The sequence below is a fragment of the Burkholderia sp. 10_S31 genome, assembly GCF_056930375.1.
Map to the genome: position 1 here is coordinate 973,484 of NZ_JBXOWK010000001.1, position 23,424 is coordinate 996,907.

Here is a 23,424-nt window from a genome sequence, read left to right on the forward strand (position 1 = left end):
ACTACGCTGACGCTGGAACGACTCGCGGATGGGGCCCGATCAGTTGGGCGACTTCAGCGGGATGATGGTTTGACGCAACAACTGGAAGTAGGAGCTCGTCGAATACGGGAGCATCTGTTCGGCGTAGTTCCACCAGAAGAATCCGCCGATGAAACGCGGATCGTTCATGCTGTTGACCATCGGGTAATAGGTTTTGATCAGGTTCTGCTGTACCGACGTCGGCGCGGAGAGTTCCGACGTGCCGATTTCGCCGAAGCCGACCTTCGCGTTCGGGAAGATGCTTTCGAGCGCCGCGAAGTCGCTATTCCACGACGGATTCAGTCCCGGGCAATCCTGATACGGGTAGTAGCTGAACAACGCGTAGTCGGCCTGCTGGCGCACCGTTGCCGGCAGGAACGCCGTCGGCCAGGTCTTCCAGTAATCCTGCGGCTTCTCCCAGCAGTTGTTGCCCTTGCTGTCGTCGTTGTAGTACAGCGTGATCGCGGTCTTGCCGCCGTTCGATTTGACGATCGTGTTGGCCGCGGCGACCATCTGGCCGATCTGCTGCTCTTGCGAGTTGACCACGGTGTTCGTGCCGTTCGGATTGGGACGCAACCATTCGCCGTTGATTTCGTTGGCGATTTCCCACACGTCGACCGTGTTCTTCAGCTGCGACACGAGTTCCTGCGTTCGCGCCTTGTAGGTCGTGAGATTCGTCGGGAAATAGTAAGAATCGTAGACCTCGCCCATCACGTACGCGACGGCGTGCAGGCGCAGCAGCGGCGCGTAGTAGTCGGCGGCGGACGTGTCCGGATCGAACACGACACGCACGGTCGGTCGGTAAGGCAGGTTCTGCAGCGACGCGATGATCGCATCCAGCTTCGTCAGGTCGTCGAGCGTGACGCCGTAGACCGGATTCTTCAGCGGTTCGACCTGGGCACTGGCGGATTGGGACAGGGGCATCAGCCCGGCATAGGCAACGCATGCGGCAATTGCCGTTCGTGAGATAGATTTCGTCAGTTTAATCAAAACTTCATTCCATCCTAAGGTAAGAAGAAGCGCGATTTTAGACGAAAATAAAAGGTAATTATCGGATGATATTGAAAGTAAAGGGGCCGGATAACGCGCTGGGGGAAGTTGCGCCGGCAGGCGGCGGCAAGATAAAGACAGCATCCCGAAACAAATGCCGGTGACATCGGTCAGGCTGGCAGGCCGACCGAACGAGCAGGGAAAACCCTGTCGCCGCGCTGTTTTGCTTCCCGCGCATCGTCGTGCTGTCGGTCGGGTGGCGCGCGGTTGCGGATGCATCGCATGGCATCCTCCGGCGATGCGCGTTCGGCCGCAAACGTTTCACTTTGATTTTCGCTGAAAGCGAGTGTGAATTCCCTAAAGGATGCCGGTGCCGATGACGTTATACGGGTACGGGGATGACTGTCGATCGCATGCATGCGACATGCGACGCGCAGTCCGCAACAACCAGCGCAGCAGGGGAACCAACTTGAATCGTCAGCAATCGTGGACGCGTACGGCCGCGCCCGGCGAGATCATCTACTCGGAGGGCTTCGCCGGCGAGCCCGTCATCTTTCTGATCGCCGACGGCAAGGTCGAGCTGTCGACGCGCTGCGAAGACAAGCGCGTCGTCGTCGCGACGCTCGGGCGCGGCGAGTTTTTCGGCGAGTCGGCGCTGCTCGCGTCCGAGCCGCGCGCGCATACGGCGAAGGCGCTGTCGTTTTGTCAGCTCACGGTCGTGCCGGCCACGCTGCTCGACGAGGAAATCGAGCATGTGTCCGCTCTGCTTCGGCATATCGTGCGCACGATGATCCGGCGCGTAAAGCGCAAGGACGACCAGCTCGCGACCTATACGCACGCGGATTTCATGCCGGGCGTGCTGTCGTATGCGCATGTGCTGTCGCTGATGGCGGGCGCCGACACGCGCGGCGCGGACGACGCGTGGTCGCGCCGGCCAATGCAGGCACACGCGGCGGAGGTGTCGGTGCCGCTCGCGGACGTGATTCGCCGCTGCCGCGCGATCGCCGGCCATTCGCGCCCGCACGTGCTCGCGATGCTGCGCCGCATGGAGAAGCTCAATCTCGTCACGATCGAAGCCGCACCGGCCGACCATGCCGGCGGCACGGCCGATTACGCGGTTTCGTCGGATGCGCGCCAGGTCGTCACCTTCGACGCCGCGCGCGTGATCGATCGCGCGCAGCAGGTCGCCGATCATGATCTCGACCTGTCGATCAACAGCGAGCTGGAACTGATCGAGCTGGCCGATCTCGAGGCGCTGATCGGCGTCGACCGGACGCTGCTGCTCAACAAGCTGTCGCACGGCGAGATCGCCGACGAGGTGTTCGCGTTCCGCAAGTCGAAGGTGCTGGGCTACGTCGAGCAGAAAGGCGTCGCGTATTTCTCGCGGCGCAACCCGCGCGCCGGCGGTGCTGTGCATGCGCTCGAGGACATCGTGTGGATCGACCAGCGCACGCTGTTCGACGTGATCAGCGCATTCGATACGTACGATCTCGCGAAGTTGATCGGGAGCCTCGACGATCGCGCGGTGGCCGACAAGCTGTTTTCCGTGATGACGGAAGCGCGGCGCAACGAGGTGTCGTGGGTGATGCGCCGCGAGCTGAAGCTCGATCCGATCGAGATCGAGGAGATCGGGCGGCGCATGCTCGATGCCATTCGCGTTGCCAAGGCGCCGGCGGCATCCGCGCCGTTGACTTCATCCGACGCTTAACGCGCGACCCGACGGAGACGCATATGGACCTGTTGACCCTGGCCGGCGTGGTGCTCGGCGGCGCGGCCATCGTGTTCGGCTTCGCACTGGAAGGCGGACATTTCCCGATGCTGTTCCAGTTCGAGGCGCTCGTCATCGTGCTCGGCGGTACGCTCGGCGCGGTGATGATCCAGAACACGTGGGCGCGGTTCTTCGATGCGGTGAAGCAGTTGCGGCTCGCGTTCGTGCGGGCGCAGGAAGTCGACCGCAAGCACCTGACCGACCTGCTCGAGTGGGGCGATCGCGCGAAGCTCGACGGGTTGCTCGCGTTCGAATCGATGGACGTGAGCGGCATTCATCCGTTCGCGCGGCGCGGGCTGGAACTGCTCGCCAACGGCGTGTCGACCGCCGTGCTCGAGGACGCGCTGCAGCGCGAGCTCGACGCATACGAGCGCAGCCGGCTCGCGGCCGCGCGCGTGTGGCAGCAGGCCGGCGGCTATGCGCCGACGTTCGGCATTCTCGGCTCGGTGCTCGGGCTGGTCCAGGTGACGAGCCATATTCTCGAACCGGCGCAACTCGGGCCAGGCATCGCGGTCGCGTTCATTGCGACGCTCTACGGCCTCGCGTTCGCGAATCTCGTGTTTCTGCCGCTCTATGGCAAGCTGCGCGCGCAGATCGACAGCGAACTGCGCTTTCGTAAGCTGTATCTCGACGGCCTGCTCGCGATCTCGCGCAAGGAATCGCCGCATACGATCGAAACGCGGCTGACCGGCGACGTGCGCGGCCGCGCGGCGGAGTCGCTCGCATGACGCACCGGGAGTGTCGACATGACGGCTCGAACTGACGGCGCGCGGGCGGGCTCGGCCGCAGCCGGGCGCGACGACGATGAAGCCGAAGGCACGCAGTCCGGGCGCTGGCTGATTTCCTATGCGGATCTCATCACGACGCTGATGGTGCTGTTTCTCGCGCTGTACGTGCTGCAGCTCGCGAAATACAACGCGCTCGATGCCCGCTACCAGACGCTCGCGCGGCACGACGGCGGCGCGGCGAGCGCGACCGATTCCGCGACGCCCGCGCGCGCGCCGGCATGGCTGGCATCGCTCGATGCGCTGAAGACGAACGGCCGCATCTCGCTGGTGCGGGCGCCGCACGGCATCGAGATCGGCATCGACGCGAAGATCCTGTTCAACGTCGGCGATGCGCGCCTGCTGCCCGACGCGGCGCCGGTGCTGAGCCAGATCGCGCGGGCGCTGAGCGAGCATGCGACCGGGGACATTCTCGTCGAAGGGCATACCGACAGCGTGCCGATCGCGAACGCGAAATACGAATCGAACTGGGAGCTGTCGTCGGCGCGGGCGGGCAGCGTCGTGCGCTATCTGGCCGATCGCGGCGTCGCGCCGCACCGGCTCGCGGCGATCGGGCGGGCCGATACGCAGCCGCTCGTCGCGGGCGACGATGTGGCCGCGCGGGCGCGCAACCGGCGGGTGACGATCTTCGTCGCGTATTGAGCGTGCGTTCGTTCGCAGGCGAGCAAGCCGGGTTCGTCGTCGATATATCGGATCCGGTATGACTGGCATGTGAACTCGGCGATGCGATTCCGCGCGCGCCTGCCGATAACCCGAACTGGCTCGGGTCGAGCGGTTATCGGGGGTTTCCCATGCATTTCTGGCGCAAGCTGTCCATTCAGAACAAGCTGATTTTCAGCATGACGAGTTGCCTGCTCGTGTTCGTCGCGATTTCGAGCGGGTTGAGCATTCGTCTGATCGGCGACGCCGTGCGCGATCGCGTCGTCCGCGACGAGCTGCCGACCGCCGTGAACGGCATCCGCGCCGACGTGCAGCGGCAGATGGCCGGGCCGATCGCAGCCTCCCGCCTCCTCGCGCGCGATGCGTTCCTGCTGCAATGGGAAGCCGACGGCGAGCCCGACGCCGGCACGCGCAATTGGGTCCAGCTAGCGAAGAGCGTGAAGGACGAGCAGAAGGCTGCGTCCGTGCAGTGGGTGTCGGTGAAGAGCGGCAACTACTACAACGAAGCCGGCCTGCAGCGAAAAGTCGGCGACAAGGATCAGTGGCTGACGAACTTCCTCGCGTCGGGCAAGACCTACGACGTGAACATGGATCGCGAGGTCACGCTCGGCGGCTACATGATGTTCATCAACAGCCGCGTGGAGCTCGACGGCACGCCGATCGGCGCGGCCGGCATGAGCCTGTCCGTCGATGCGCTCGCGAAGGGGATCGCCGCGTACCGGATCGGCGAGACCGGGTTCGCGTATCTCGTGCGGCCGGACGGCGCGATCATGATGCATCGCGATACGTCGCTGATCGACGGCAAGCATTTCCTGAAGGACGAGCCGGGCCTGCCGGACGACGCATCGTCGACGCTGCTCGCCGGCAAGCCGTATGCGTACCTGAGCTACAACGGCGACGGCGGTGCGCGCTTCATCGCGACGTCGTTCATTCCGGAGCTGAATGCGTACGTGGTCGTCGAAGTGCCGCAGGCCGAACTGCTCGGCCCGGTGACGCGCGCGATTCGCAGCGCGGCGCTGGTCGCCGCGGTGGCGGGCCTCGGCGTCGCGCTGGTCGTGATCTGGCTGGTCGGGCGCGCGATTGCCGCGCCGATCCGCCGCGCGGCGACGCTCTTGTCGGAGATCGCGAGCGGCCAGGGCGACCTGACGCGCCGGATGACGGTCGAGGGCCAGGACGAGATCGGTCAATTGTCGGACGCGTTCAATCGCTTCGTGTCGTCGTTGTCGACGCTCGTGCACCGGATCCGCGCGGCGTCCGCGTCGATCGCGACCGGGTCCGCGCAGATCGCGTCGGGCAATGCGGATCTCAGCGAGCGCACCGAAGGGCAGTCGAGCAACCTCGAGCGGACGGCTTCGTCGATGGAGGAAATCACGGCGGTCGTGCGCAACAACACCGAAACCGCGACGACGGCCGCGAAGCTGATCACCGGCGCATCCGATACCGCGACGCGCGGCGGGCAGGTCGTCGGCGAAGTCGTGACCACGATGGAGCAGATCAGCGACGCGTCGCAACGGATCTCCGAGATCATCGTGATGATCGACAGCATCTCGTTCCAGACCAACATCCTCGCGCTGAATGCCGCGGTCGAAGCGGCACGGGCCGGCGAGCAGGGGCGCGGGTTTGCGGTCGTCGCGTCGGAGGTACGGAACCTCGCGCAGCGCAGCGCGCAGGCGGCGAAGGAGATCAAGGCGCTGATCGAGCACAGCGCGGGCACGGTGAACACCGGGTCGCGACTCGTCAGCGAGGCCGGGAAGGTGATGCGCGATGTCGTGTCGCAGGTGCAGGGCGTCAGCGCGATGATGAGCGAGATCGCCGAGGCGAGCCTGGAGCAGAGCGCGGGCATCGACCAGATCGGCGACGCGGTGCAGTCGCTGGACCAGATGACGCAGCAGAATGCGGCGCTGGTCGAGGAAAGCGCGGCGGCCGCGGAAAGCCTCAAGCAGCAGGCGGCGGAACTGACGCTATTGGTATCGGCGTTCAAGGTAGACGAATGAAGCGCGCGCGACGTTAAAATGACGCGTTTCTGAGGGACGGCTGCCGCGGGTGACGGCAGCCGTTTTCGCTGTCGGCGCGGGATTCGGTAACGTCATAAAAATGAAGCGCATATCAAGACTGAAGGTCGGGGTGGGGGCAGTGGTGGTCGCGGCGGTGCTCGTCGCGGTCGGGGCAAAGGTGATCGCATCGCCGGCGGATTCGTATCTGGCCTATCGGAAGAAGGCCGCGGCAGCCGTCGCGGCGGCGCGGACGGAGGATCAGGCGGGCGTCGACAAGCAGTACACGGCCGACGTGAATGCCCGGCTCGTGAAGCTGATCGGCACGGTCCGGGCGAGAGGGTTTGTCGCGAAGGCGGAGGGCACCGTGCAGAGCGTCGGCCCCGTCGACGGGATGCCGCCGGGGCCGGACGGGTTGGCCTTCAAGTCGGTCGACGGGAAGATGAACCTCGTCGTGACGACGGTTCCGCTGCTGAAGGCCTGGGCGAGTACGGCGGATGCGGGTATCAAGCCGACCGACGACGTCGCCGCGATGTTCGACAACGAAACGCTTTATACGAACGTATTCAGCGATGACGCCGCGGCGTTTCGCTTCGCCGAGTTGCCCGTCAAGCGGCAGCCGGCCGACGGCGTCGTGAAGGCGTTGCTGCTGGGCGAAAGCCAGGACGGCGTGCCGGACGGGCCGAATACGCTGGCCGTGTCGGTCCGGCAGGGCGAACGGGTTTATATCCTGTGGAAAAGCGTGACACTGCGCCCGATCGCGGCGTGCGGCGCGCCGCGCGTGCCCGAGGATGCGCGGCAGGCGTGTTTCGCCAAACAGGTGGTGTCCCAGCGGATCTACCCGCGGCTGATCGCGCAGGCGCAATCGATGGCAGATGCCGTGGTCCGGTAGCGGACGGGTAGTGGATGGCGGCGGGCGTCGATCGCACGGCGCGATTCGACGGTGATGGATGGCGGTTCGCGTCGGACGAATGACGGACGGCGACATCGCGCGTCGCCGTCCGTCGGGATGCCGTCAGACGATAGTCTTCAAGGCGAACGCAACGCCTGCAATCCCAGCGTGAGCGCATTGCACGGTATCTCCGCGGCGCCCAGCGAAAAGCTCGTCATGTTTGCGCTCGCGCCTGGCGTGTGCATCAGTGCGTGAACGATCCGCTCGCTTGCATGGCCGTCGCCATATGGATTGCTCGCGCGCGACATTTCGTCATACGCGCTGTCGCTCTCGAACAGCCGCGACGCCTCCCAGACGATCCGCTCCGGGTCCGTGCCGACGAGCCGCGCGGTGCCGGCCTGGATCGCCTCGGGCCGCTCGGTCGTCTCGCGCGTGACGAGCACCGGCTTGCCGAGCGCCGGCCCTTCTTCCTGGATGCCACCCGAGTCGGTGATGATGAAGTGCGCGCGCGACATCAGGAATACGAACGAAAGATATTCCTGGGGCTCGATCAGGTAGATGTTCGGCACGCTGCCGAGCAGCGCGCGCGCCGGCTCGCGCACGTTCGGATTCAGGTGCAGCGGATAGACGAACTGCACATCGCGATAGCGGTTCGCGAGCGTGCAGAGCGCCTCGCAGAAGTGGCGGAACGGCTCGCCGAAGCTCTCGCGACGATGGCCCGTGATCAGCACCACGCGGCGCGACGGATCGAGAAACGGAAAGTGCGCGGCGACCTTGTCGTTGAGCGCGGTATCGTGATCGAGCATCCGTTTGACGTCGTGCAGCGCATCGATCACGGTGTTGCCCGTCATCACGACTGCGCCCACCGGCACGCCTTCGCTGAACAGGTTGTCGCGCGCCTGGCCGGTCGGCGCGAAATGCCATGACGACACCGCGTCGGTCACGCGGCGATTCAATTCCTCGGGCCACGGCGACCAGATGTCGCCGCTGCGCAGGCCCGCTTCCACGTGCCCGACCGGCAGATAGCGATAGAACGCCGCGAGACTGACGGCCAGCGTCGTCGTCGTGTCACCGTGCACCAGGACAACATCCGGATGCAAATCTTCGAAGACTATCCCGATCGCCTGAAGAATGCCGGTTGTCACGTCGGTCAGCGTCTGGCTCTGGCGCATCAGATTGAGATCGTAGTCGGGCTTGATGTCGAACAGCGTGAGGACCTGATCCAGCATTTCCCGATGCTGGGCGGTGACACATACCCGGGCGTCGACATCCCTGCGCGCCTTCAGCGCGCGGACGAGCGGCGCCATCTTGATGGCTTCCGGCCGAGTCCCAAACACAAGCAAGATCTTTTTCATCGTTGTCCTCGTTGAGCTTCTTCGCGCCGGAAAGCCCGGCACCTGGCGCCAACCATGGTTGCAGGCGACACGTCCCGCCCCTGCATGCGGGTCGTGCCGGCCGGCGCCGGCCGCGCGACATGCAGCGGTGTTGCGGGGCGGGCGCACCGTTTTTGTCCGCGCGGTCTCCGCCACGCAATCGTCGGACTACGGACGTAGCCTCGAATCTCGTCAATCACGTCATGAGCGTTCCTCGTTGTGTCGATCGCCACGTCGGTCGGGTTGCATACGTCACCGCCTCGCGACGCACCCGCACTTGTTCCTGCTACCGGTAGAGCAATATTCAAACCAGCGGCCCTGTGAGCGGGCCCGAGTGCCGGCCCGGGTCGCTTCGCACATGCGGATTGCCGAGGAACGTTTCACAATTGCTACGAGCACGAGATCGGCGCTCTGCCGCGACGCGGATAAACATCTGACCGTTCGCGCCGTCGATCCGGTCACGTCATTCGAAGCACGGCGACTTGCATCGCGCGCCGGCTATCGATCGAATTGCATGAGCCGTTCCGGCCACTTTGAATCGTTTCGGCATGCGAATTTTGTATGGACAATGCGCGGGACATCGTCGATTTTCCTGCACTGCTTCGACACGAATGATTGTCCTGATGCATCGCGTCGCGCGCAGCGTCCGGATCGGCCGGTGCGAAACGTTGCGCATCTGTAACGCAAGCCTGGAATGGACCGTCCATATCCGCACGACCGCTGGTCGACGTGCGCCGCGAAGCGCACAGGTATGTGCCGAACCGGGGGCCATGCAGCGACTTTCCGCAGCGATTGGCTTTCCGAAATGATGTTGCGCGGGTGTTGCGCGAGGTCCTCGTATTTTGTAGGCAGAAGATCCCCGCTGGAGGGCGAACGCTGATTCGCCGGTGAATCAAAAAACGCGATCCGTGTGTGGAGTGTGTCGATCGGGTACTCACCGGCCCTTGCACCACGGGGCGGGGCGATCCATGGCTCACCCCTTGCTTGTTTCCGGAGGGACACGCGTGTCTCCACGCGTTTGAGCGACGACGGAAGGACGGGAGTACCAATCCAGGCGAATCCGGAAGGCGACGCGAAACGTGCCGGTCTGGCTGGTGCGCAGACCGTGCCTGATTGCATGTCGCGGCCGGTTGCCGACGCTGTGCAGTGTGTTGGTCATGACGCCGATGTCGATCCGCTCGGGGTCGCCAAATGCGGGTTCACGATGGCGGAGATCGCGGTGACCGGATCGCGCCGACACGACGGCGCCGGTCCATGAATGGAAAAAGGGAGGGAGACGTGTCATGTGTGGCATCGTCGGCGCGGCCGCACAACAGGACATCGTTCCGATTCCGACTCCGGTTCACCCGAACCAAGGTGAACCGAGCCACACCGTCGATACGTTCGCCGGGCGCGACGCGGCCAACGCCGCGTCCGGCGATGATTGCGCAGGACTGCCGCGCAGGAGCCCCCGATCATGAAACGGCCCGCGCTTTTCCCGGCCGCACGCGCGTGCGTGGCGGCTACCGTCAGGCGGTGCCACGCGTGGCGCGTTGCCTGTTGCGTCGCCGCGTGTTGCTCCGTGCTGCACGCGGGCGCCGCCGAACTCCAGCTAAACGGGCTGTATCAACGCACGGACGGCGCGATCACCGTGCGCCTGAACGGTGTCGGCATCGATCCTTATTTCGCCGCGAAGGCCCTGCTGGCTGCCGCCGACACGCAGATGGACGCCCGTCAGGCGGCACTCGCGTGGGTCGCATGGATGTTGCCGCGCCAGCGTCCGGACGGCGGCTTCAACCGCTACTGCGTAAAGGCCGGAATGATCAGCCCGTGCGCGGAAGCCGACGCGGACGACGCGATGATGGCGACCTGGATCGAGCTGCTGTCGCGCTTCGCGCCGCCCGACGGAATGCCAGCCGCGTGGGAACTCAGCCTGAGACGCGCAGGCGAGCGCCTGGATTCGCTGCTCGACAAGGCGACCGGCGTCTACCAGATTTCGTCGTCGCTGCATGTCGCGCTGCTGATGGACAACGTCGAGGTACATAGCGCGTTCCAGGCGCTCGCCGCGTATTACGTACGTCGCGCCGAATACGCGCGCGCGGCTCCGTGGAGCCAGCGCGCCGACCGGCTCTCGGCGGCGATCCTCAAGGTGTTCTGGCGCGGCGCGCAATCGGGTTTTCGTGCCAGCACGCAACGGATCAGCGATGCGAGCTTCTATCCGGCGAAAGTCGCGCAGATCTTCCCGATCCTGTCCGGCATCCAGGTGCCCGACCAGTCGAACGAGACGATCTACGCGCAGTGGATGCAGAAGTACGGCAAGACCTGGATGCAGCTCGCCGGCTCCGATTTTCCATGGGGGCTGATCGCGCTGGTCGCATTCAAGATGAACGACTGGAGCACCGTCGCCTGCTGGTATGCACGATCGGGCCCGTATCGACACGGCACGCACTGGAACGTAATGGAGGAGGCGCTTTACCTGGCATTTGAAAGCCGGACGGTCGATCCGCTCGCACCCGCCAAATGCGGGTTCACGACGGCGTCGGCAACGGTGACCGGATCGCGCTGACGCAACGGCGCACGGTTCATGATTCAACAAAGGGAAGGAGACGTGTCATGTGTGGCATCGTCGGCGCAGTCGCGCAACGGAACATCGTTCCGATTCTGATTGAAGGTTTGCGTCGCCTCGAATATCGCGGCTACGATTCATGCGGCGTGGCGACCGTCGTCGACGGCCAGGCGCGCCGCGAACGCAGTGTGTCGCGCGTCGCCGATCTCGACGCGCACGTGCGCAGCGCCGGGTTGTCCGGCAGCACCGGCATCGCGCATACCCGCTGGGCGACGCATGGCGCGCCCGCAACCTGCAACGCCCATCCGATCTTCTCGCGCGACGAAATCGCGCTCGTGCACAACGGCATCATCGAGAATCACGAAACGTTGCGCAAGCAACTGTCTGACGAACACTACGAATTCGACGGGCAGACCGACACCGAGGTCGTCGCTCACCTCATCCACAGCAAGTATCGCGGCGACCTGCTCGCCGCCGTGCGTGATGCGACGTCGCAACTGCACGGCGCGTACGCGATCGCGGTGTTCAGCAAGCACGAGCCGCAGCGGCTGATCGGCGCGCGCGCCGGCTCGCCGCTGGTGGTCGGTCTGAAGGACGACGAGTGCTTTCTTGCGTCCGACGCGCTCGCCCTGGCCGGCATCACCGACCGCTTCATCTTTCTCGAGGAAGGCGACATCGTCGAACTGACGCCGGGCGGCGTGCGGGTCCTCACGCGCGGCGGCACGCCGGTCGACCGCCCGATCCAGACCGTTGCATCGACGCAAGGTGTGGTCGAACTCGGGCCGTACCGGCATTTCATGCAGAAGGAAATCTTCGAGCAACCGCAGGCCGTGGCCGCGACCATCCCCGATGCGGGGCTGTTCGATCCGGCTGCATTCGGACCGGATGCGGCGCGGGCGTTCGAGCAGATCGACAACGTGCTGATCCTCGCCTGCGGCACGAGCCACTATTCCGGCCTGACTGCCCGCCGCTGGCTCGAGACGATCGCGCGCCTGCCCGCGCAGGTCGAGATCGCGAGCGAATACCGTTACAGCGACGCGCTCGCGCTGCCGAATACGCTGGTGGTCAGCGTGTCGCAATCCGGCGAGACCGCCGACACGCTCGCCGCGCTCAAGTACGCGCAGGCGCTCGGTCATATCGACACGCTCGCAATCTGCAACGTGCCGACCAGCGCGATGATGCGTCAGGCCGGCCTGCGGTTCCTGACGCGCGCCGGCCCGGAAATCGGTGTCGCGTCGACCAAGGCATTCACGACGCAGCTCGTCGCGCTGTTCATACTCGCGGTGACGCTTGGCCGGCTGCGCGGCTACGTCGACGACGCGCAACTCGCGCGTTATACGACGCAGCTGCGGCGGCTGCCCAGCGCGCTCGAGGACGTGCTTGCGCTGGAGCCGCAGATCGAGGGCTGGGCCGCGGAGTTCTCGCAGCACGAGAATGCGCTGTTTCTCGGGCGCGGGCTGCATTACCCGATCGCGCTTGAAGGCGCGCTGAAGCTGAAGGAGATCTCGTATATCCACGCGGAAGCGTATCCGGCCGGCGAGCTGAAGCACGGCCCGCTCGCGCTCGTCACGCATGCGATGCCGGTCGCGACGATCGCGCCGAACGACGCGCTGCTCGAGAAGCTCAAGTCGAACATGCAGGAAGTGCGGGCGCGCGGCGGGCAGCTTTACGTGTTCGCCGATGCCGATACGCGGATCGACAACGGCGAAGGTGTGTCGGTGCTGCGGATGCCGGATTACTACGGGCTGTTGTCGCCGATCCTGCACGTCGTGCCGCTGCAGTTGCTCGCCTATCACGCGGCATGCCTGCGCGGTGCGGATATCGACAAGCCGAGGAACCTGGCGAAATCGGTGACGGTGGAATGACGGGAAGGGGGCGGGGGCCGGTCGGCGGTTGCCGGCCGGCCCCCGCAAGCGATCAACGCAACGCCGCCCGGGCCTTCACGATTTTTCCTCGCTGCAACACGTACGCGACGCTTTCGCCGTTCCCCGCGACGACGCCGATATCGTCGAGCGGGTTCCCGTCGAGCACGACGACGTCCGCGATCGCACCCGCGGCGATCACGCCCAATTGCCCCGGCATGTTGACGATCTCGGCCGCCACCGTCGTCGCCGACCTGAGCGCCGCGAGATTGCCCAGCACGTCGGCCCGGATACGGAACTCTCCGCACTGAAACGCGTGCATTTCGCCGAGCAGGTCGGAGCCGAAGCCCATCTTCACGCCGGCGTTCGCATAGATCTCGAGCGACTCGCGCCCCTTCTGCTGCACGGAAGCCACCTTGGCCACCGAATCCGCCGGCATCCCGAACTGCGCACCGTGTTGGGCAAGCGCGTCGTACGTGACGAGCGTGGGCACGACAAACGCGCCGCGCTCGTGCATGAGCTTTGCGGCCGCCTCGTCGACGAGATTGCCGTGCTCGATCGTCCGCACGCCGCACCGCACCGCGCGCGCAATCGCTCGCCCCGTGTACGCATGTGCCATCACGTAAGTATTGGCGGCGTCGGCTTCATCGACGATCGCGCGAATCTCGTCTTCCGAATACTGCGTGTTCGCGATCGGGTCGGTCGGCGAGGCCACCCCGCCCGACGCCATGATCTTGATCTGCGTCGCGCCTTTCTGGATCTCTTCGCGCACGGCGAGCCGCACGCCGTCGACGCCATCGACGACCCGCGCGATCGCCCCCGTGCGAAAGCAGCACGAACACGGCTCCAGCACGTCCCCGCGCGGCCGGAAATCGCCGTGCCCGCCGGTTTGCGACAGCGCCTTGCCGGACGGAAAGATGCGCGGCCCCGAAACCAGCCCGGTCTCGACCGCCTGCATCAGGCTCCAGTCCGCGCCGCCCGCGTCCCGCACGCTGGTAAATCCGCGCGCCAGCATCGCATCGAGAATCGGCAGCGACCGAATTGCCGCGAGAATGTTCGGCTGCGTCGCGTTGGCGCCCAGGTTCGCATTGGAGGCGAGCACATGCACGTGGCAATCGATGAACCCGGGCATCACGGTCTTGCCGCGCACGTCGATCACGCGCGCATTCGGAAAATCCACGGGTCGATCGGTGACTTCGACGATGCGCTCGCCGTCGATCACGACGTGGTGATGGTCGAGGAGCACGCCCCGTTCGAGGTCGAGCACGTTGCCGCCGTGAAGCACGGTGATGGTCATTGGGGAGGTATCCTTATCGAGTCGTTGACGCATTGCGCCGCGCGTCCTTCACGAAGCGCGTGCCGACGAGGCTGACCGCCGCCGCGACGGTCACGTAGAGCGCGGGCGCCATGTTGCTGCCCGTGCGGGCGATGAGCCACGTAATGAGGAACGGTGCGAACCCGCCGAAGATCGTGACCGCGAAGTTGTACGCGACCGATAACCCGGTCGACAGCACCTTGGTCGGGAACAGTTCGGCAAACGCCGCGAGAATCGGCCCCGTATAGGTGGCGATCAGCACGCCGAACACGGCCTGGAACACGATCAGCGAAGCGAAGCCGGGCGCATGGTTGATCCACGCGAACATCGGCCACGCGAGTACCAGAATTGCGAGCGCCGAGCCTGAGAGGAACACGCGCCGGCCCCACGCGTCGGCGAGCTTGCCGACGATCGGCGAGCAGCACATGATCATCAGGCCACCGGCCATGCCGGCCGCGAAGCCGGTCGACTGCGGCAGGTGCAGCGTGCGCACCGAATAGGTCGGCATGTAGAACAGCAGCACGTACGTGCAGACCGTCCACAGAATCACCATCGAGAAGCTGGCGAACGTCTCGCGCGGGTAGGTCGACAGCACTTCCTTCAGCGGCGAGCTTTCCTTCACCTGCGCTTCGACGGCGCTGAACGCGGGCGTTTCGTCGAGATGGCTGCGGATGAAGTAGCCGACCGGCCCGACGACGATCCCGAGCAGGAACGGCAGCCGCCAGCCCCAGCTGTGCAGTGCCTGCGCATCGAGGGACGTCGTGACGAACGTGCCGGTCGCGGCGCCGAGCAGTACCGCGAAGCCGATGCTCGACTGGATCCAGCTCGAGTAGTACGCGCGCTTCTCCGGCGGCGCGTATTCGGTGAGGAAGGCGGTGGCGCCGCCCATCTCGCCGCCGGCCGAGAAGCCTTGCAGCAGCCGCGCGACGACGATCAGCAGCGGCGCGGCGATGCCGGCCTGCTCGTAGGTCGGCGCGAGCCCGATCAGCGCGGTGCCGAACGCCATCAGCAGGATCGTCAGCGACAGCGCGGCCTTGCGACCGACCTTGTCCGCATAGAAGCCGAGCACGATGCCGCCTACCGGCCGCATGAAGAAGCCGACGCCGAACGTCGCGACGGTGAGCAGCACCGACGTCAGTTCGTTGCCGGTCGGGAAGAACAGCTTCGCGATGATCACCGCGAAGAAGCTGTACACGGTGAAGTCGAACCATTCGAGGCCGTTGCCGATCACGGTCGCGACGATGGCGCGGCGGCGCTGCTGCGCGGCCGCATCGACGGAATGCGCGGCGCGCGGGGAAAGCGTTCCTTGCATGGTCTCTTCCTTTGTCGGATGACGGGACGGGTGCCCCGCGTGAAGCCCATGTTAAGGACAGCCGGATTTTTTTATGAAACGAAAGATTTGCATGCACGCATGCGCACAGCGCATGCATCGCATTCACTGCGCGGTCTGCCGGTCCGCCTGCTCGAACAGCCAGCGCGAGAACAGTCGTGCCGCCTGGTTCTGCGCGCGGTCGTTCGGCGAGATCACGTAGTAGCCGCCGCCGTGGCTCGCGGATGCCTCCGTCACGCGCACGAGCAGGCCGGCCTCGAGGCACGCGTCGATCATGTAGCGCCAGCCGAGCGACACGCCCTGGCCGAGGATGGTCATCTGTACGATCTGCGGATACGAGTTGATCGTGATGTCCTGGGGCTGCGCCTTCTGCCGGTCGATGTCATTCATGTCGAACCATTCGGACCACGACATCCACTGGCGCTGGCCGTCCTCGAGGCGCAGCAGCGTCTCGTTCGCGAGGTCGGCCGCGCACAGCGTGCGGCCGGCCAGGTAACCCGGCGCGCAGACCGGGAAGACTTCCTCGTCGAACAGGCGGCGCGCGGTATATTCGGCCGGCGCTTGCTGGCGCACGTAGTAGACGCCGACGTCGAATTCCGCGGGCGACATCGACGCCAGGCCGTCGCGCACGATCACGCGCAGCTTGATGTTCGGATATGCGGCGCGGAACGCCGGCAGGCGCGGCGTGAGCCACAGCAGTGCGACGCCGGACGAGCAGGCGATCGTCAGTTCGAGATCGCCGTACGGCTTCATCACGTCGTGCGTGGCTTCCGCGCATAGCGTGAGCAGATGATGGACCTGCGCCGCATATTGCTCGCCGGCGATCGTCAGCCGCAGCGAGCGGTGTTCGCGGACGAACAGCGAGCGGCCGAGGAATTCCTCGAGCTGCTGGATCTGGCGGCTGATCGCACTTTGCGTCAGGTGCAGTTCGACGGCGGCCTTCGTGAAGCTCGCATGCCGCACGGCGGCTTCGAACGCGACGAGGCACTGAAGGGGCGGCAGGGGCGTGATGCGCATGGCGGGCGTGAGGGTCGAGGTCGCTGCCGACATGATACGGGCGCACGAGCCGGAAATCGCATGCCGGAACGATGCTGCCGGGCCTTATTCGTGCGAAGATTGAGCGACTTCCACCTGCATTCCATCGAGGCCGTCGTGATCCGATCGAACCCCGAGGGCAACCCGCAAGCCGGCCATCCGCCGTGGATGCCCGTCGCGCTGGACGAGCTGGGCATCCGCCGCTTCCCGCCCGGCAGCATCAATCCGCGCATCGTCGAATACAACAACCACACGAATCTCGTCGGCTACGACGACAAGATTTCGTGGTGCTCGTCGTTCGTCAACTGGTGCATGACGCATGCCGGCATCCGCGGCACGGGGTCGGCGCTCGCGCGCTCATGGCTCGAATGGGGACGCCCGCTGGAGCGTCCGGAGTACGGCTGTATCGCGATCCTGACGCGCGACGACCCCGCAAGCTGGAAGGGGCACGTCGGGTTCTATCTGCGTCACGACGACGACCATGTGCACCTGTTCGGCGGCAATCAGCTGGAAGAGGTGCGCGAACTTGCGTACCCGGTGAGCGAGGTGATCGGATACCGCTGGCCCGACGCCGGCTGATCGCGCCGCACGCGGGCGCCCTGTACACACGGACAATGGAGCCGGCGTCGAATGGCGGCCGCAGTCAGTCCTTCGCGGCAGCGACGGCCACGGCCTCCGTCTCATCCGACGCCGCGTTCCTGCTCCACCCACCCCCGAGCGACCGATACAACGCGACCGCCGCCAGCGCATGCTCGCGCTTGACCTGGTTGAGCGCATCCGAGTCCCGCAGATACACCTCCTGCGCCGACAGCACGTCGAGAAAATCCGTCGCACCGCCCTTGTAGAGCTGGTTTGCCAGCCCGAGCGCCTTGTCCGATGCCGCGAGCGCGCTGTCGAGCCGTCGCGTCGCTTCATCGCTGCTGACGAGGTTCGCACGCGCATCCTCGACTTCCCGCAGTGCTTGCAGCATGGTCTGCCGCAACCCGAGTTCCGACTCGCGCATCCGGCTTTCGCTTTGCGTGATGTCGGCCGTGATCCGCCCGGCATTGAAGATCGGGCTCGTCGCGCTCAACGCCGCGCTGAACAGGTTGTCGGTCAGCGTCGGCAAGCCGAGGTACGACGCGGCAAGAATCCCGTCCGTCAGGTTCAGCGAGAACTTCGGATAACGCTCGGCCTTCGCGACACCCACCTGCGCCGCGCGCCGTTCGACCTGCGCGTAAGCGGTGAGCACATCGGGCCGCCGCAGCAGCGCCTGCGAAGGCAGCGTGGCGGGCGACCCGGCCGGCGGTGCCGGAATCGCGCCGGCCTGCGCGAGCACGAGCCGATCGATCGACTCGGGCGTGCGGCCCGAATACACGGCGATCAGGTTGAGCTGATGCGCGATCTGCGCCTGCGTCGGCGGAATCCGCGCTTCGAGCGCGTCGAGCTGGTTCTGCGCGCGCGTGACGTCGAGTTCCGTCGACAGCCCGAATGCCTGCCGCTTGCGCGTGAGTTCGAGCGCACGTCGACGAATTGCCGCGTTATCCTGAAGGATCTTCAGTTCCTGCTGCGCCCAGCGCAGGTCGACGTACGCGGAGGCCGCATCGGCCGCGAGCGCGAGCCGCATCGCGTCTTCCGCGTGCTGTTGCCCGACCAGCCCGGCCTGCGCGGCCAGCAGGTCGAGCCGTTGCCCGCCGAACACGTCCGGCGACCAGCTCAGCGCGAGCCCGGCGCCGGCCTGCCGCACGTAGCCGAGCGGCGGTGGCGTGTTCTGGCGTGCGTCGGCGGCATGCGCGGTCGCGTCGAGTTCGGGCAGCAGCACCGCCCGCTTCTGCACGGTCAGCGCCTGCGCCTGCTTCACGCGTTCGGCGGCGGCCTGCAGATCGAGGTTGCCGTCGAGCACGGTCGCGATCAGCCGGTCGAGCACGGGATCGTGGAACTGTGCCCACCACGCGGCGGCGTCGATGTCCGCGCGCGGCACGTCGGTGTCCCATGCGGCGGGTGCGAGCGCTTGAACGGAATCGTGCAGCGCGGGATGCTGTGCGGGCTGCACCGCGCAGCCGGCGGCGAATGCGCTGACGGCCAGCGCGGCGAGTAGCTTTTTCATGACGAGTGTCTCGGCTTCAGTGCGCGTCCGGCGGCGGCGCGTTCAGGGTGATGGGGCGGGAAAACGCGACGGCGATCAGCGCCACCACGAAGCACAGCGACAGCGCGTAGTACGCATCCGCATAGGTGAGCGTCAGCGCTTCGCGATAGATCAGGCGGTGCAGGTTCGCGAGGCCGGCCTGCGCGGTATCCAGCGTGTTGCCGGCCACCGAGGTCCAGTACGCGGCCTGGCGATCGAGCAGCGACGCGACCTGAGGCTCGCCGGCGCTCACGTGCTCGTTCAGGCGCAGGTAGTGGAAGTTCAGCCGGTCGTTGAGCATCGTCGCGCTCACCGCGATGCCGATCGCGCCGCCGAGGTTGCGCATCAGGTTGAACAGGCCGCTCGCCGATTTCAGCCGCGACTGCGGCAGCGAACCGAGTGCCATCGTCACGATCGGCGGCACGCTGAACTGCTGGCCGATGCCGCGCAGCGCCTGCGGCAGCAGCAGTTCGCGCCAGCCCCAGTCGTGCGTGATCGGCGTGTACAGGTAGCAGCCGAGGCCGAAGCAGACGAGCCCGAACACGAGCAGTGCGCGCATGCTGAAGTGGCGCGCGGCGAACGCATACGCGCAGAGCGCGAGCAGCTGGAACGCACCGACCGACAGCAATGCGATGCCGATCTGCAGCGAGCTGAATGCACGCACCTGCGACAGGAACAGCGGTGTGAGGAACACCGTCACGAAGATCCCGATGCCCGTCACGAACGACAGCAGGCTGCCGATCCCGAAGTTGCGCACGGCGAGCGCGCGCAGGTCGACGACCGGATCATCCGCGGTCAGCGCATGCACGATGAACAGGAAGCCGCAGATACCGGAGATCCACGCGCAGACGACGATCGCGTCGTCGCCGAACCAGTTCTTGCGCGGGCCTTCCTCGAGCACGTACTCGAGGCAGCCGAGGAAGCCCGACATCAGCGCGATGCCGAGGTAGTCGCCGCGCTTGACGAGGCTCGGGTCCGGCGTGTCGATGTGCACGTAGCGCGGCACCAGCACGGCCACGACGATGCCCGGCACGAGGTTCAGGTAGAACAGCCAGTGCCACGACCATTGATCGGTGATCCAGCCGCCGATCACAGGCCCGATCGCTGGCGCGAGCGATGCGAGCGCGCCGATCGTCGTCGACGCGATCAGCCGCTGCTTGCCCGGGAACAGCACGAACGCGGTGGTGAACACGGTCGGGATCATCGCGGCGCCGAGCGCGCCCTGCAGCCCGCGAAACAGGATCATCGAGTTGATGTCCCACGCGAGCCCGCACAGCATGCTCGTGATCGTGAAGCCGACGGCCGATGCGACGAACAGCCAGCGCGTCGACATCACCTTCGACAGCCAGCCCGACATCGGGATCACGATGATCTCGGCGATCAGGTAGGCGGTCTGCACCCACGACAGCTCGTCCTGGCTGGCGGACAGGCCGCCGCCGATGTCGCGCAGCGACGATGCGACGATCTGGATGTCGAGCGTCGCCATGAAGAAGCCGACGCACATCAGCGCAAACGCGAACACGCGCTGCTTCGTCGGTTGCGACGCGGGGTCGCCGGAAAACGCGGTGGTCATCGTCGGCTCCCGTTCAGTTCGCGCGGCCGGTGTGCACGGTTACGACCGCGGACAGGCCGGGGCGCAGCACGTGCTCGATGCCCGGCTGCGGATCGAGATGCACGCGCACCGGCACGCGCTGGACGATCTTCGTGAAGTTGCCGGTCGCGTTCTCGGGCGGCAGCACGCTGAAGGTCGCGCCGGTCGCCGGCGCGAGACTGTCGACGCGGCCGTGGAGGCGCGTGCTCGACGCATCGAGCGACACGTCGACGCGATCGCCCGCGTGCATCTTGCGAAGCTGGTCCTCCTTGAAGTTCGCATCGATCCATAGCCCCGACGCGGGCACGACCGTCAGCAGCGGCACGCCGACGTTCGCGAGCATCCCGACGCGGCCCGTGCGGTTGCCGACGTAGCCGTCGACCGGCGAGCGGATCGTCGTGTATTCGACGTTCAGCGCCGCGACGCGTTGCGCGGCGAGTGCCGTGTTCACGCGGGCCCGCGCATCGGCGAGCTGCGCGCCGAGCACGTCGAGCTGCCGCTTCGATGCGAGCAGCGCGGCGTCGCTGCGTGCGACGGCGGCATCCGCTTTCGAATAGTCGGCATCCGCACGTTCGACGATCTGGTTCGACACCGCATCGGATTTGACGAGCTCGCGGTAGCGCACGCGGTCGGATGACGCGCGCGTGAGCTCGGCCGACGATGCATTCCTGTCCGCGGCATGCTGACCGATCACCGCGTACTGCAGTTGCTGCTTCGCTTCGAGTTCGGACACCGCGGAGCGCGCGCTGTCGACTTCCGCGGCGGCTTGCGCGAGCTTCGCATCGTAGTCGCGCGCGTCGAGCTGCACGAGCACGTCGCCGGCCTTCACGCGCTGGTTGTCGGTCACGAGGATCTTGTCGACGAAGCCGTTCACCTTGGGCGCGAGCACCGTGACGTCGCCGCCGACATACGCGTCGTCGGTGCTTTCCTGGAAGCGCAGCACGAACAGCCAGTCGAGCGCGGCAGCGGCCACCACGACGATCACCGCGCCCACCGCGATGCGCATCCACGGCACGCGGCGCTGCCTGGCCGGCCGGTCGATTGTGGCTGCCTCGCGGGAGGCAGCGGCTGGGGTCGTTTCCATCGATTCACCTATGTATATGCACTAACTGAGGCGACCGACGATGCGTCGCCGATCGGGGAAGGGGTTAGCGTTCCGGCAGGTTGTGCGTGATCCGGAACAATTCGTCTCTGAGGCGGGCCGCCCGGGCCGGCCCGAATTGCTGCTCGAACGCCTCCTGCGCGGCGAGCCAGTGCACATGCGCGTCGGCGATCTTCGTTTCGCCGTGTGCGGTTAGCGCGAACGTCCGGCGGCGGCAACGCGGCTCGATCCGGCCCGTCACGAGCGCCGCGCCGACCAGCGGCTTGAGTGCGCGCAAGAGCGCCGTGCGCTCGATCACCAGCACCGCCGATAGCGTCGCCATCGTCAGGCCCGGGCGCTCGCGCAGCAGCGCGAGAATGCTGTACTGCGACGGCGTGACGCCCGCCCGCGACAGGTAGCGCTCGTAGAACTGCGAGATTCGCCGGGCGGCTTGCCGAACCGCGAAGCAATCGTCATCGGTAAGCATGGTCGTGTGCATGTGCACATGTTAGGCGGCAATGCGGGGCGAAGCGAGCGGCGGGGCAGGATCAGATTGGTGTCGTGGCTGTACCAATCGGCGGCAGAACGGCGCGTTCCGTGCCGGATCAGGCCGCGGCCGGAACGATCCAGCCTTCGCGGTCGCAATACGCGGCCGTGTAGTCGATGAACGCCTTGACCTTCGCGGGCAGCAGCGCGCGGTTCGCGTAGGCGAGCTTGATCTCCACGAACGCGTCGACGAGATCGGCGCCTTCGAGCAACTGCACGAGCGCGCCCGACGCGAGTTCGGCCTCGACGAGCGTTCTCGGCACGACGCCGATGCCGAAGTCGTGCATCACCATTTCACGGTTGAAGACGGGGCTGTTCGACGAGATGTCGAAGCTCAGCGGCACGGTCAGCAGGTCGCCGTCGACGCGGAACGACAGCGCGGGCCGGCGCAGCGACGGCGACATCGGTACGAATGCATGATCGGCGAGGGCGGCCGGCGTGTCGGGGCGCGCGTGCGCGCGCAGGTACGCCGGGGTCGCGACGATCACCACGGGAATGCGTTCGACCAGCCGCACGACGGTCGTCTCGCTCGTCAGCATGTACGGCACGACGATGCCGATGTCGTAGCCTTCGCCGACGAGGTCGACCGGGCGCTCGGTCAGCGTGACGTCGAGGCGCACCTTCGGATGCGCGGCCTTGAAGCCGGCGATCAGCGGCACGAGCCGGTTCAGCGCGGCCGTCGTATGCGCGACGAGGCGCAGCAGCCCTTCGGGCTCGCGCGTGTGCGACTGTGCCTGCGCTTCCAGCGAGTCGAGTTCGTCGAGCACGGCCGCGCAGCGTTCGTAGATGCGTTCGGCGGTTTCGGTCAGCGAGACCTGGCGCGTGGTCCGGTGCAGCAGACGGCTCCCGAAGCGCGCCTCCAGATCCGCGACCGCCCGCGACACGACCGGCCGCGCGAGGCCGTGCATGTCGGCGGCGCGCGTGAAGCTGCGCGTTTCCACCACCGACCGGAAGATCCGCAGCTTGTCGATGTAGTCCATGTCCGTCTCCTCGGGGCGATGGCGGGGCGCCCGATGCACGCGACCGGCCCGGCCATGTTACGGCGCAGTGTACATTGACTTTATGCATATGCACATATAAATTGCCGATCATGAACGATATCCAGATGGCCCAGGCCTGCAATTGCCTCGCGCTGCGTCAGGCGGCGCGCTTCGTCACGCAACTCTACGAGCGGCATCTGGCCCCGGTTGGCGTCACGCCCGCGCAGTTCTCGATCATGGCGAACCTGTCGCGCCGGCCCGGCCTGGTGATGAGCGAACTTGCCGATAGACTGGTGATGGATCGCACGACGCTGTTGCGCGCGCTGAAGCCGCTGCAGCGCGACGGATTCGTCGCCGCGGCCGCGTCCGAGCATGACGCGCGCGCGCATGCGCTCAGCCTGACGAAGCTCGGCGAGCGTACCTACGCGCAGGCGAAAGTCGCGTGGCAGGCCGCGCAGGACGAGTTCGAGACGCAATTCGGCCGCAGCCGGGCCAAGGCGCTGCGCGACGAACTCTTCAGCCTGACGGCGCAGCGATAGGCGCAATGCGCGCGGTAGT

The 23,424-nt window shown here is 66.2% G+C and carries 19 protein-coding genes; 9 read left to right on the forward strand and 10 right to left on the reverse strand.

The genetic code is table 11. The annotated features are described in order from the left end of the window. Positions 1-39: 39 nt before the first annotated feature. The gene (locus tag AC1Z3W_RS04455) at positions 40-942 is read right to left on the reverse strand and encodes a hypothetical protein (protein WP_057925757.1); all 903 of its coding nucleotides are present in this window, start codon (positions 940-942) and stop codon (positions 40-42) included. Positions 943-1,477: 535 nt separating this feature from the next. Here AC1Z3W_RS04455 and AC1Z3W_RS04460 point away from each other — a divergent pair. The 5 genes from AC1Z3W_RS04460 (at position 1,478) to AC1Z3W_RS04480 (ending at position 7,104) form a co-directional block, all read left to right on the forward strand. Then, positions 1,478-2,716, forward strand: coding sequence for a Crp/Fnr family transcriptional regulator (locus AC1Z3W_RS04460; RefSeq protein ID WP_483507123.1), 1,239 nt, complete (start codon positions 1,478-1,480; stop codon positions 2,714-2,716). 23 nt (positions 2,717-2,739) lie between these two features. Further along, positions 2,740-3,504 carry a flagellar motor protein gene (locus AC1Z3W_RS04465; protein ID WP_057925756.1) on the forward strand — a complete coding sequence of 255 codons (765 nt, stop codon included), beginning with the start codon at positions 2,740-2,742 and terminating at the stop codon, positions 3,502-3,504. 18 nt (positions 3,505-3,522) lie between these two features. Next, a complete protein-coding gene (locus AC1Z3W_RS04470; RefSeq protein WP_483507124.1) occupies positions 3,523-4,203 on the forward strand; it encodes an OmpA/MotB family protein in 681 nt (226 codons plus the stop codon). A 149-nt stretch (positions 4,204-4,352) separates the two neighbouring features. Beyond that, positions 4,353-6,215, forward strand: a complete 1,863-nt coding sequence (locus AC1Z3W_RS04475) for a methyl-accepting chemotaxis protein (protein WP_124832511.1) — start codon at positions 4,353-4,355, stop codon at positions 6,213-6,215. Between the two features lie 100 nt (positions 6,216-6,315). Beyond that, entirely contained in the window at positions 6,316-7,104 is a 789-nt protein-coding gene (locus AC1Z3W_RS04480) for a hypothetical protein (RefSeq protein WP_483507125.1), read from the forward strand. Positions 7,105-7,241: 137 nt separating this feature from the next. Here AC1Z3W_RS04480 and wecB read toward each other — a convergent pair whose 3' ends face one another. Beyond that, positions 7,242-8,459 carry a non-hydrolyzing UDP-N-acetylglucosamine 2-epimerase gene (gene wecB, locus AC1Z3W_RS04485; protein ID WP_057925752.1) on the reverse strand — a complete coding sequence of 406 codons (1,218 nt, stop codon included), beginning with the start codon at positions 8,457-8,459 and terminating at the stop codon, positions 7,242-7,244. Between the two features lie 1,474 nt (positions 8,460-9,933). Between wecB and AC1Z3W_RS04490 the strand changes: the two genes are divergently transcribed. Both AC1Z3W_RS04490 and glmS read left to right on the forward strand, forming a co-directional pair. After that, positions 9,934-11,022 (forward strand): hypothetical protein, encoded by a 1,089-nt coding sequence (locus tag AC1Z3W_RS04490; protein WP_124832509.1) that lies wholly within the window; start codon positions 9,934-9,936, stop codon positions 11,020-11,022. 47 nt (positions 11,023-11,069) lie between these two features. After that, complete coding sequence (gene glmS, locus AC1Z3W_RS04495) at positions 11,070-12,887, forward strand: glutamine--fructose-6-phosphate transaminase (isomerizing) (RefSeq protein ID WP_124832508.1); 1,818 nt, start codon at positions 11,070-11,072, stop codon at positions 12,885-12,887. 52 nt (positions 12,888-12,939) lie between these two features. Here glmS and AC1Z3W_RS04500 read toward each other — a convergent pair whose 3' ends face one another. The 3 genes from AC1Z3W_RS04500 to AC1Z3W_RS04510 form a co-directional block, all read right to left on the reverse strand. After that, complete coding sequence (locus AC1Z3W_RS04500; protein ID WP_057925749.1) at positions 12,940-14,181, reverse strand: metal-dependent hydrolase family protein; 1,242 nt, start codon at positions 14,179-14,181, stop codon at positions 12,940-12,942. A gap of 13 nt (positions 14,182-14,194) precedes the next feature. Next, complete coding sequence (locus AC1Z3W_RS04505) at positions 14,195-15,511, reverse strand: MFS transporter (RefSeq protein ID WP_483507126.1); 1,317 nt, start codon at positions 15,509-15,511, stop codon at positions 14,195-14,197. A gap of 123 nt (positions 15,512-15,634) precedes the next feature. After that, positions 15,635-16,546: a LysR substrate-binding domain-containing protein gene (locus tag AC1Z3W_RS04510; protein WP_057925747.1), complete on the reverse strand. Its 912-nt coding sequence runs from the start codon at positions 16,544-16,546 to the stop codon at positions 15,635-15,637. A gap of 186 nt (positions 16,547-16,732) precedes the next feature. On the opposite strand from AC1Z3W_RS04510, the gene AC1Z3W_RS04515 reads away from it, so the two are divergent. Next, the gene (locus AC1Z3W_RS04515) at positions 16,733-17,143 is read left to right on the forward strand and encodes a TIGR02594 family protein (protein WP_057925965.1); all 411 of its coding nucleotides are present in this window, start codon (positions 16,733-16,735) and stop codon (positions 17,141-17,143) included. Positions 17,144-17,207: 64 nt separating this feature from the next. Here AC1Z3W_RS04515 and AC1Z3W_RS04520 read toward each other — a convergent pair whose 3' ends face one another. The 5 genes from AC1Z3W_RS04520 to AC1Z3W_RS04540 form a co-directional block, all read right to left on the reverse strand. Continuing rightward, positions 17,208-18,650 carry an efflux transporter outer membrane subunit gene (locus tag AC1Z3W_RS04520; protein ID WP_483507127.1) on the reverse strand — a complete coding sequence of 481 codons (1,443 nt, stop codon included), beginning with the start codon at positions 18,648-18,650 and terminating at the stop codon, positions 17,208-17,210. A gap of 16 nt (positions 18,651-18,666) precedes the next feature. After that, positions 18,667-20,241, reverse strand: coding sequence for a DHA2 family efflux MFS transporter permease subunit (locus AC1Z3W_RS04525; protein ID WP_057925745.1), 1,575 nt, complete (start codon positions 20,239-20,241; stop codon positions 18,667-18,669). A gap of 13 nt (positions 20,242-20,254) precedes the next feature. After that, complete coding sequence (locus AC1Z3W_RS04530; RefSeq protein WP_483507128.1) at positions 20,255-21,343, reverse strand: HlyD family secretion protein; 1,089 nt, start codon at positions 21,341-21,343, stop codon at positions 20,255-20,257. A 64-nt stretch (positions 21,344-21,407) separates the two neighbouring features. Next, complete coding sequence (locus AC1Z3W_RS04535) at positions 21,408-21,839, reverse strand: MarR family winged helix-turn-helix transcriptional regulator (RefSeq protein ID WP_175826610.1); 432 nt, start codon at positions 21,837-21,839, stop codon at positions 21,408-21,410. Positions 21,840-21,945: 106 nt separating this feature from the next. Further along, positions 21,946-22,866, reverse strand: a complete 921-nt coding sequence (locus AC1Z3W_RS04540) for a LysR family transcriptional regulator (RefSeq protein ID WP_057925742.1) — start codon at positions 22,864-22,866, stop codon at positions 21,946-21,948. 110 nt (positions 22,867-22,976) lie between these two features. Here AC1Z3W_RS04540 and AC1Z3W_RS04545 point away from each other — a divergent pair, with 110 nt between their 5' ends. Continuing rightward, on the forward strand, positions 22,977-23,405 hold the full coding sequence (locus AC1Z3W_RS04545; protein WP_124832501.1) for a MarR family winged helix-turn-helix transcriptional regulator: 429 nt from the start codon (positions 22,977-22,979) through the stop codon (positions 23,403-23,405). Positions 23,406-23,424: the final 19 nt, after the last annotated feature.

What these genes read in the sequence shown, in the direction of transcription:
- AC1Z3W_RS04535 (WP_175826610.1), bottom strand. Translation starts at nt 21,839, where the DNA reads ATGCACACGACCATGCTTACCGATGACGATTGCTTCGCGGTTCGGCAA.
- AC1Z3W_RS04455 (WP_057925757.1), bottom strand. Translation starts at nt 942, where the DNA reads ATGCCCCTGTCCCAATCCGCCAGTGCCCAGGTCGAACCGCTGAAGAAT.
- AC1Z3W_RS04545 (WP_124832501.1), top strand. Translation starts at nt 22,977, where the DNA reads ATGAACGATATCCAGATGGCCCAGGCCTGCAATTGCCTCGCGCTGCGT.
- AC1Z3W_RS04500 (WP_057925749.1), bottom strand. Translation starts at nt 14,181, where the DNA reads ATGACCATCACCGTGCTTCACGGCGGCAACGTGCTCGACCTCGAACGG.
- AC1Z3W_RS04525 (WP_057925745.1), bottom strand. Translation starts at nt 20,241, where the DNA reads ATGACCACCGCGTTTTCCGGCGACCCCGCGTCGCAACCGACGAAGCAG.
- AC1Z3W_RS04480 (WP_483507125.1), top strand. Translation starts at nt 6,316, where the DNA reads ATGAAGCGCATATCAAGACTGAAGGTCGGGGTGGGGGCAGTGGTGGTC.
- AC1Z3W_RS04530 (WP_483507128.1), bottom strand. Translation starts at nt 21,343, where the DNA reads ATGGAAACGACCCCAGCCGCTGCCTCCCGCGAGGCAGCCACAATCGAC.
- AC1Z3W_RS04465 (WP_057925756.1), top strand. Translation starts at nt 2,740, where the DNA reads ATGGACCTGTTGACCCTGGCCGGCGTGGTGCTCGGCGGCGCGGCCATC.
- AC1Z3W_RS04475 (WP_124832511.1), top strand. Translation starts at nt 4,353, where the DNA reads ATGCATTTCTGGCGCAAGCTGTCCATTCAGAACAAGCTGATTTTCAGC.
- AC1Z3W_RS04540 (WP_057925742.1), bottom strand. Translation starts at nt 22,866, where the DNA reads ATGGACTACATCGACAAGCTGCGGATCTTCCGGTCGGTGGTGGAAACG.
- AC1Z3W_RS04520 (WP_483507127.1), bottom strand. Translation starts at nt 18,650, where the DNA reads ATGAAAAAGCTACTCGCCGCGCTGGCCGTCAGCGCATTCGCCGCCGGC.
- AC1Z3W_RS04505 (WP_483507126.1), bottom strand. Translation starts at nt 15,511, where the DNA reads ATGCAAGGAACGCTTTCCCCGCGCGCCGCGCATTCCGTCGATGCGGCC.
- wecB (WP_057925752.1), bottom strand. Translation starts at nt 8,459, where the DNA reads ATGAAAAAGATCTTGCTTGTGTTTGGGACTCGGCCGGAAGCCATCAAG.
- glmS (WP_124832508.1), top strand. Translation starts at nt 11,070, where the DNA reads ATGTGTGGCATCGTCGGCGCAGTCGCGCAACGGAACATCGTTCCGATT.
- AC1Z3W_RS04515 (WP_057925965.1), top strand. Translation starts at nt 16,733, where the DNA reads ATGCCCGTCGCGCTGGACGAGCTGGGCATCCGCCGCTTCCCGCCCGGC.
- AC1Z3W_RS04490 (WP_124832509.1), top strand. Translation starts at nt 9,934, where the DNA reads ATGAAACGGCCCGCGCTTTTCCCGGCCGCACGCGCGTGCGTGGCGGCT.
- AC1Z3W_RS04510 (WP_057925747.1), bottom strand. Translation starts at nt 16,546, where the DNA reads ATGCGCATCACGCCCCTGCCGCCCCTTCAGTGCCTCGTCGCGTTCGAA.
- AC1Z3W_RS04470 (WP_483507124.1), top strand. Translation starts at nt 3,523, where the DNA reads ATGACGGCTCGAACTGACGGCGCGCGGGCGGGCTCGGCCGCAGCCGGG.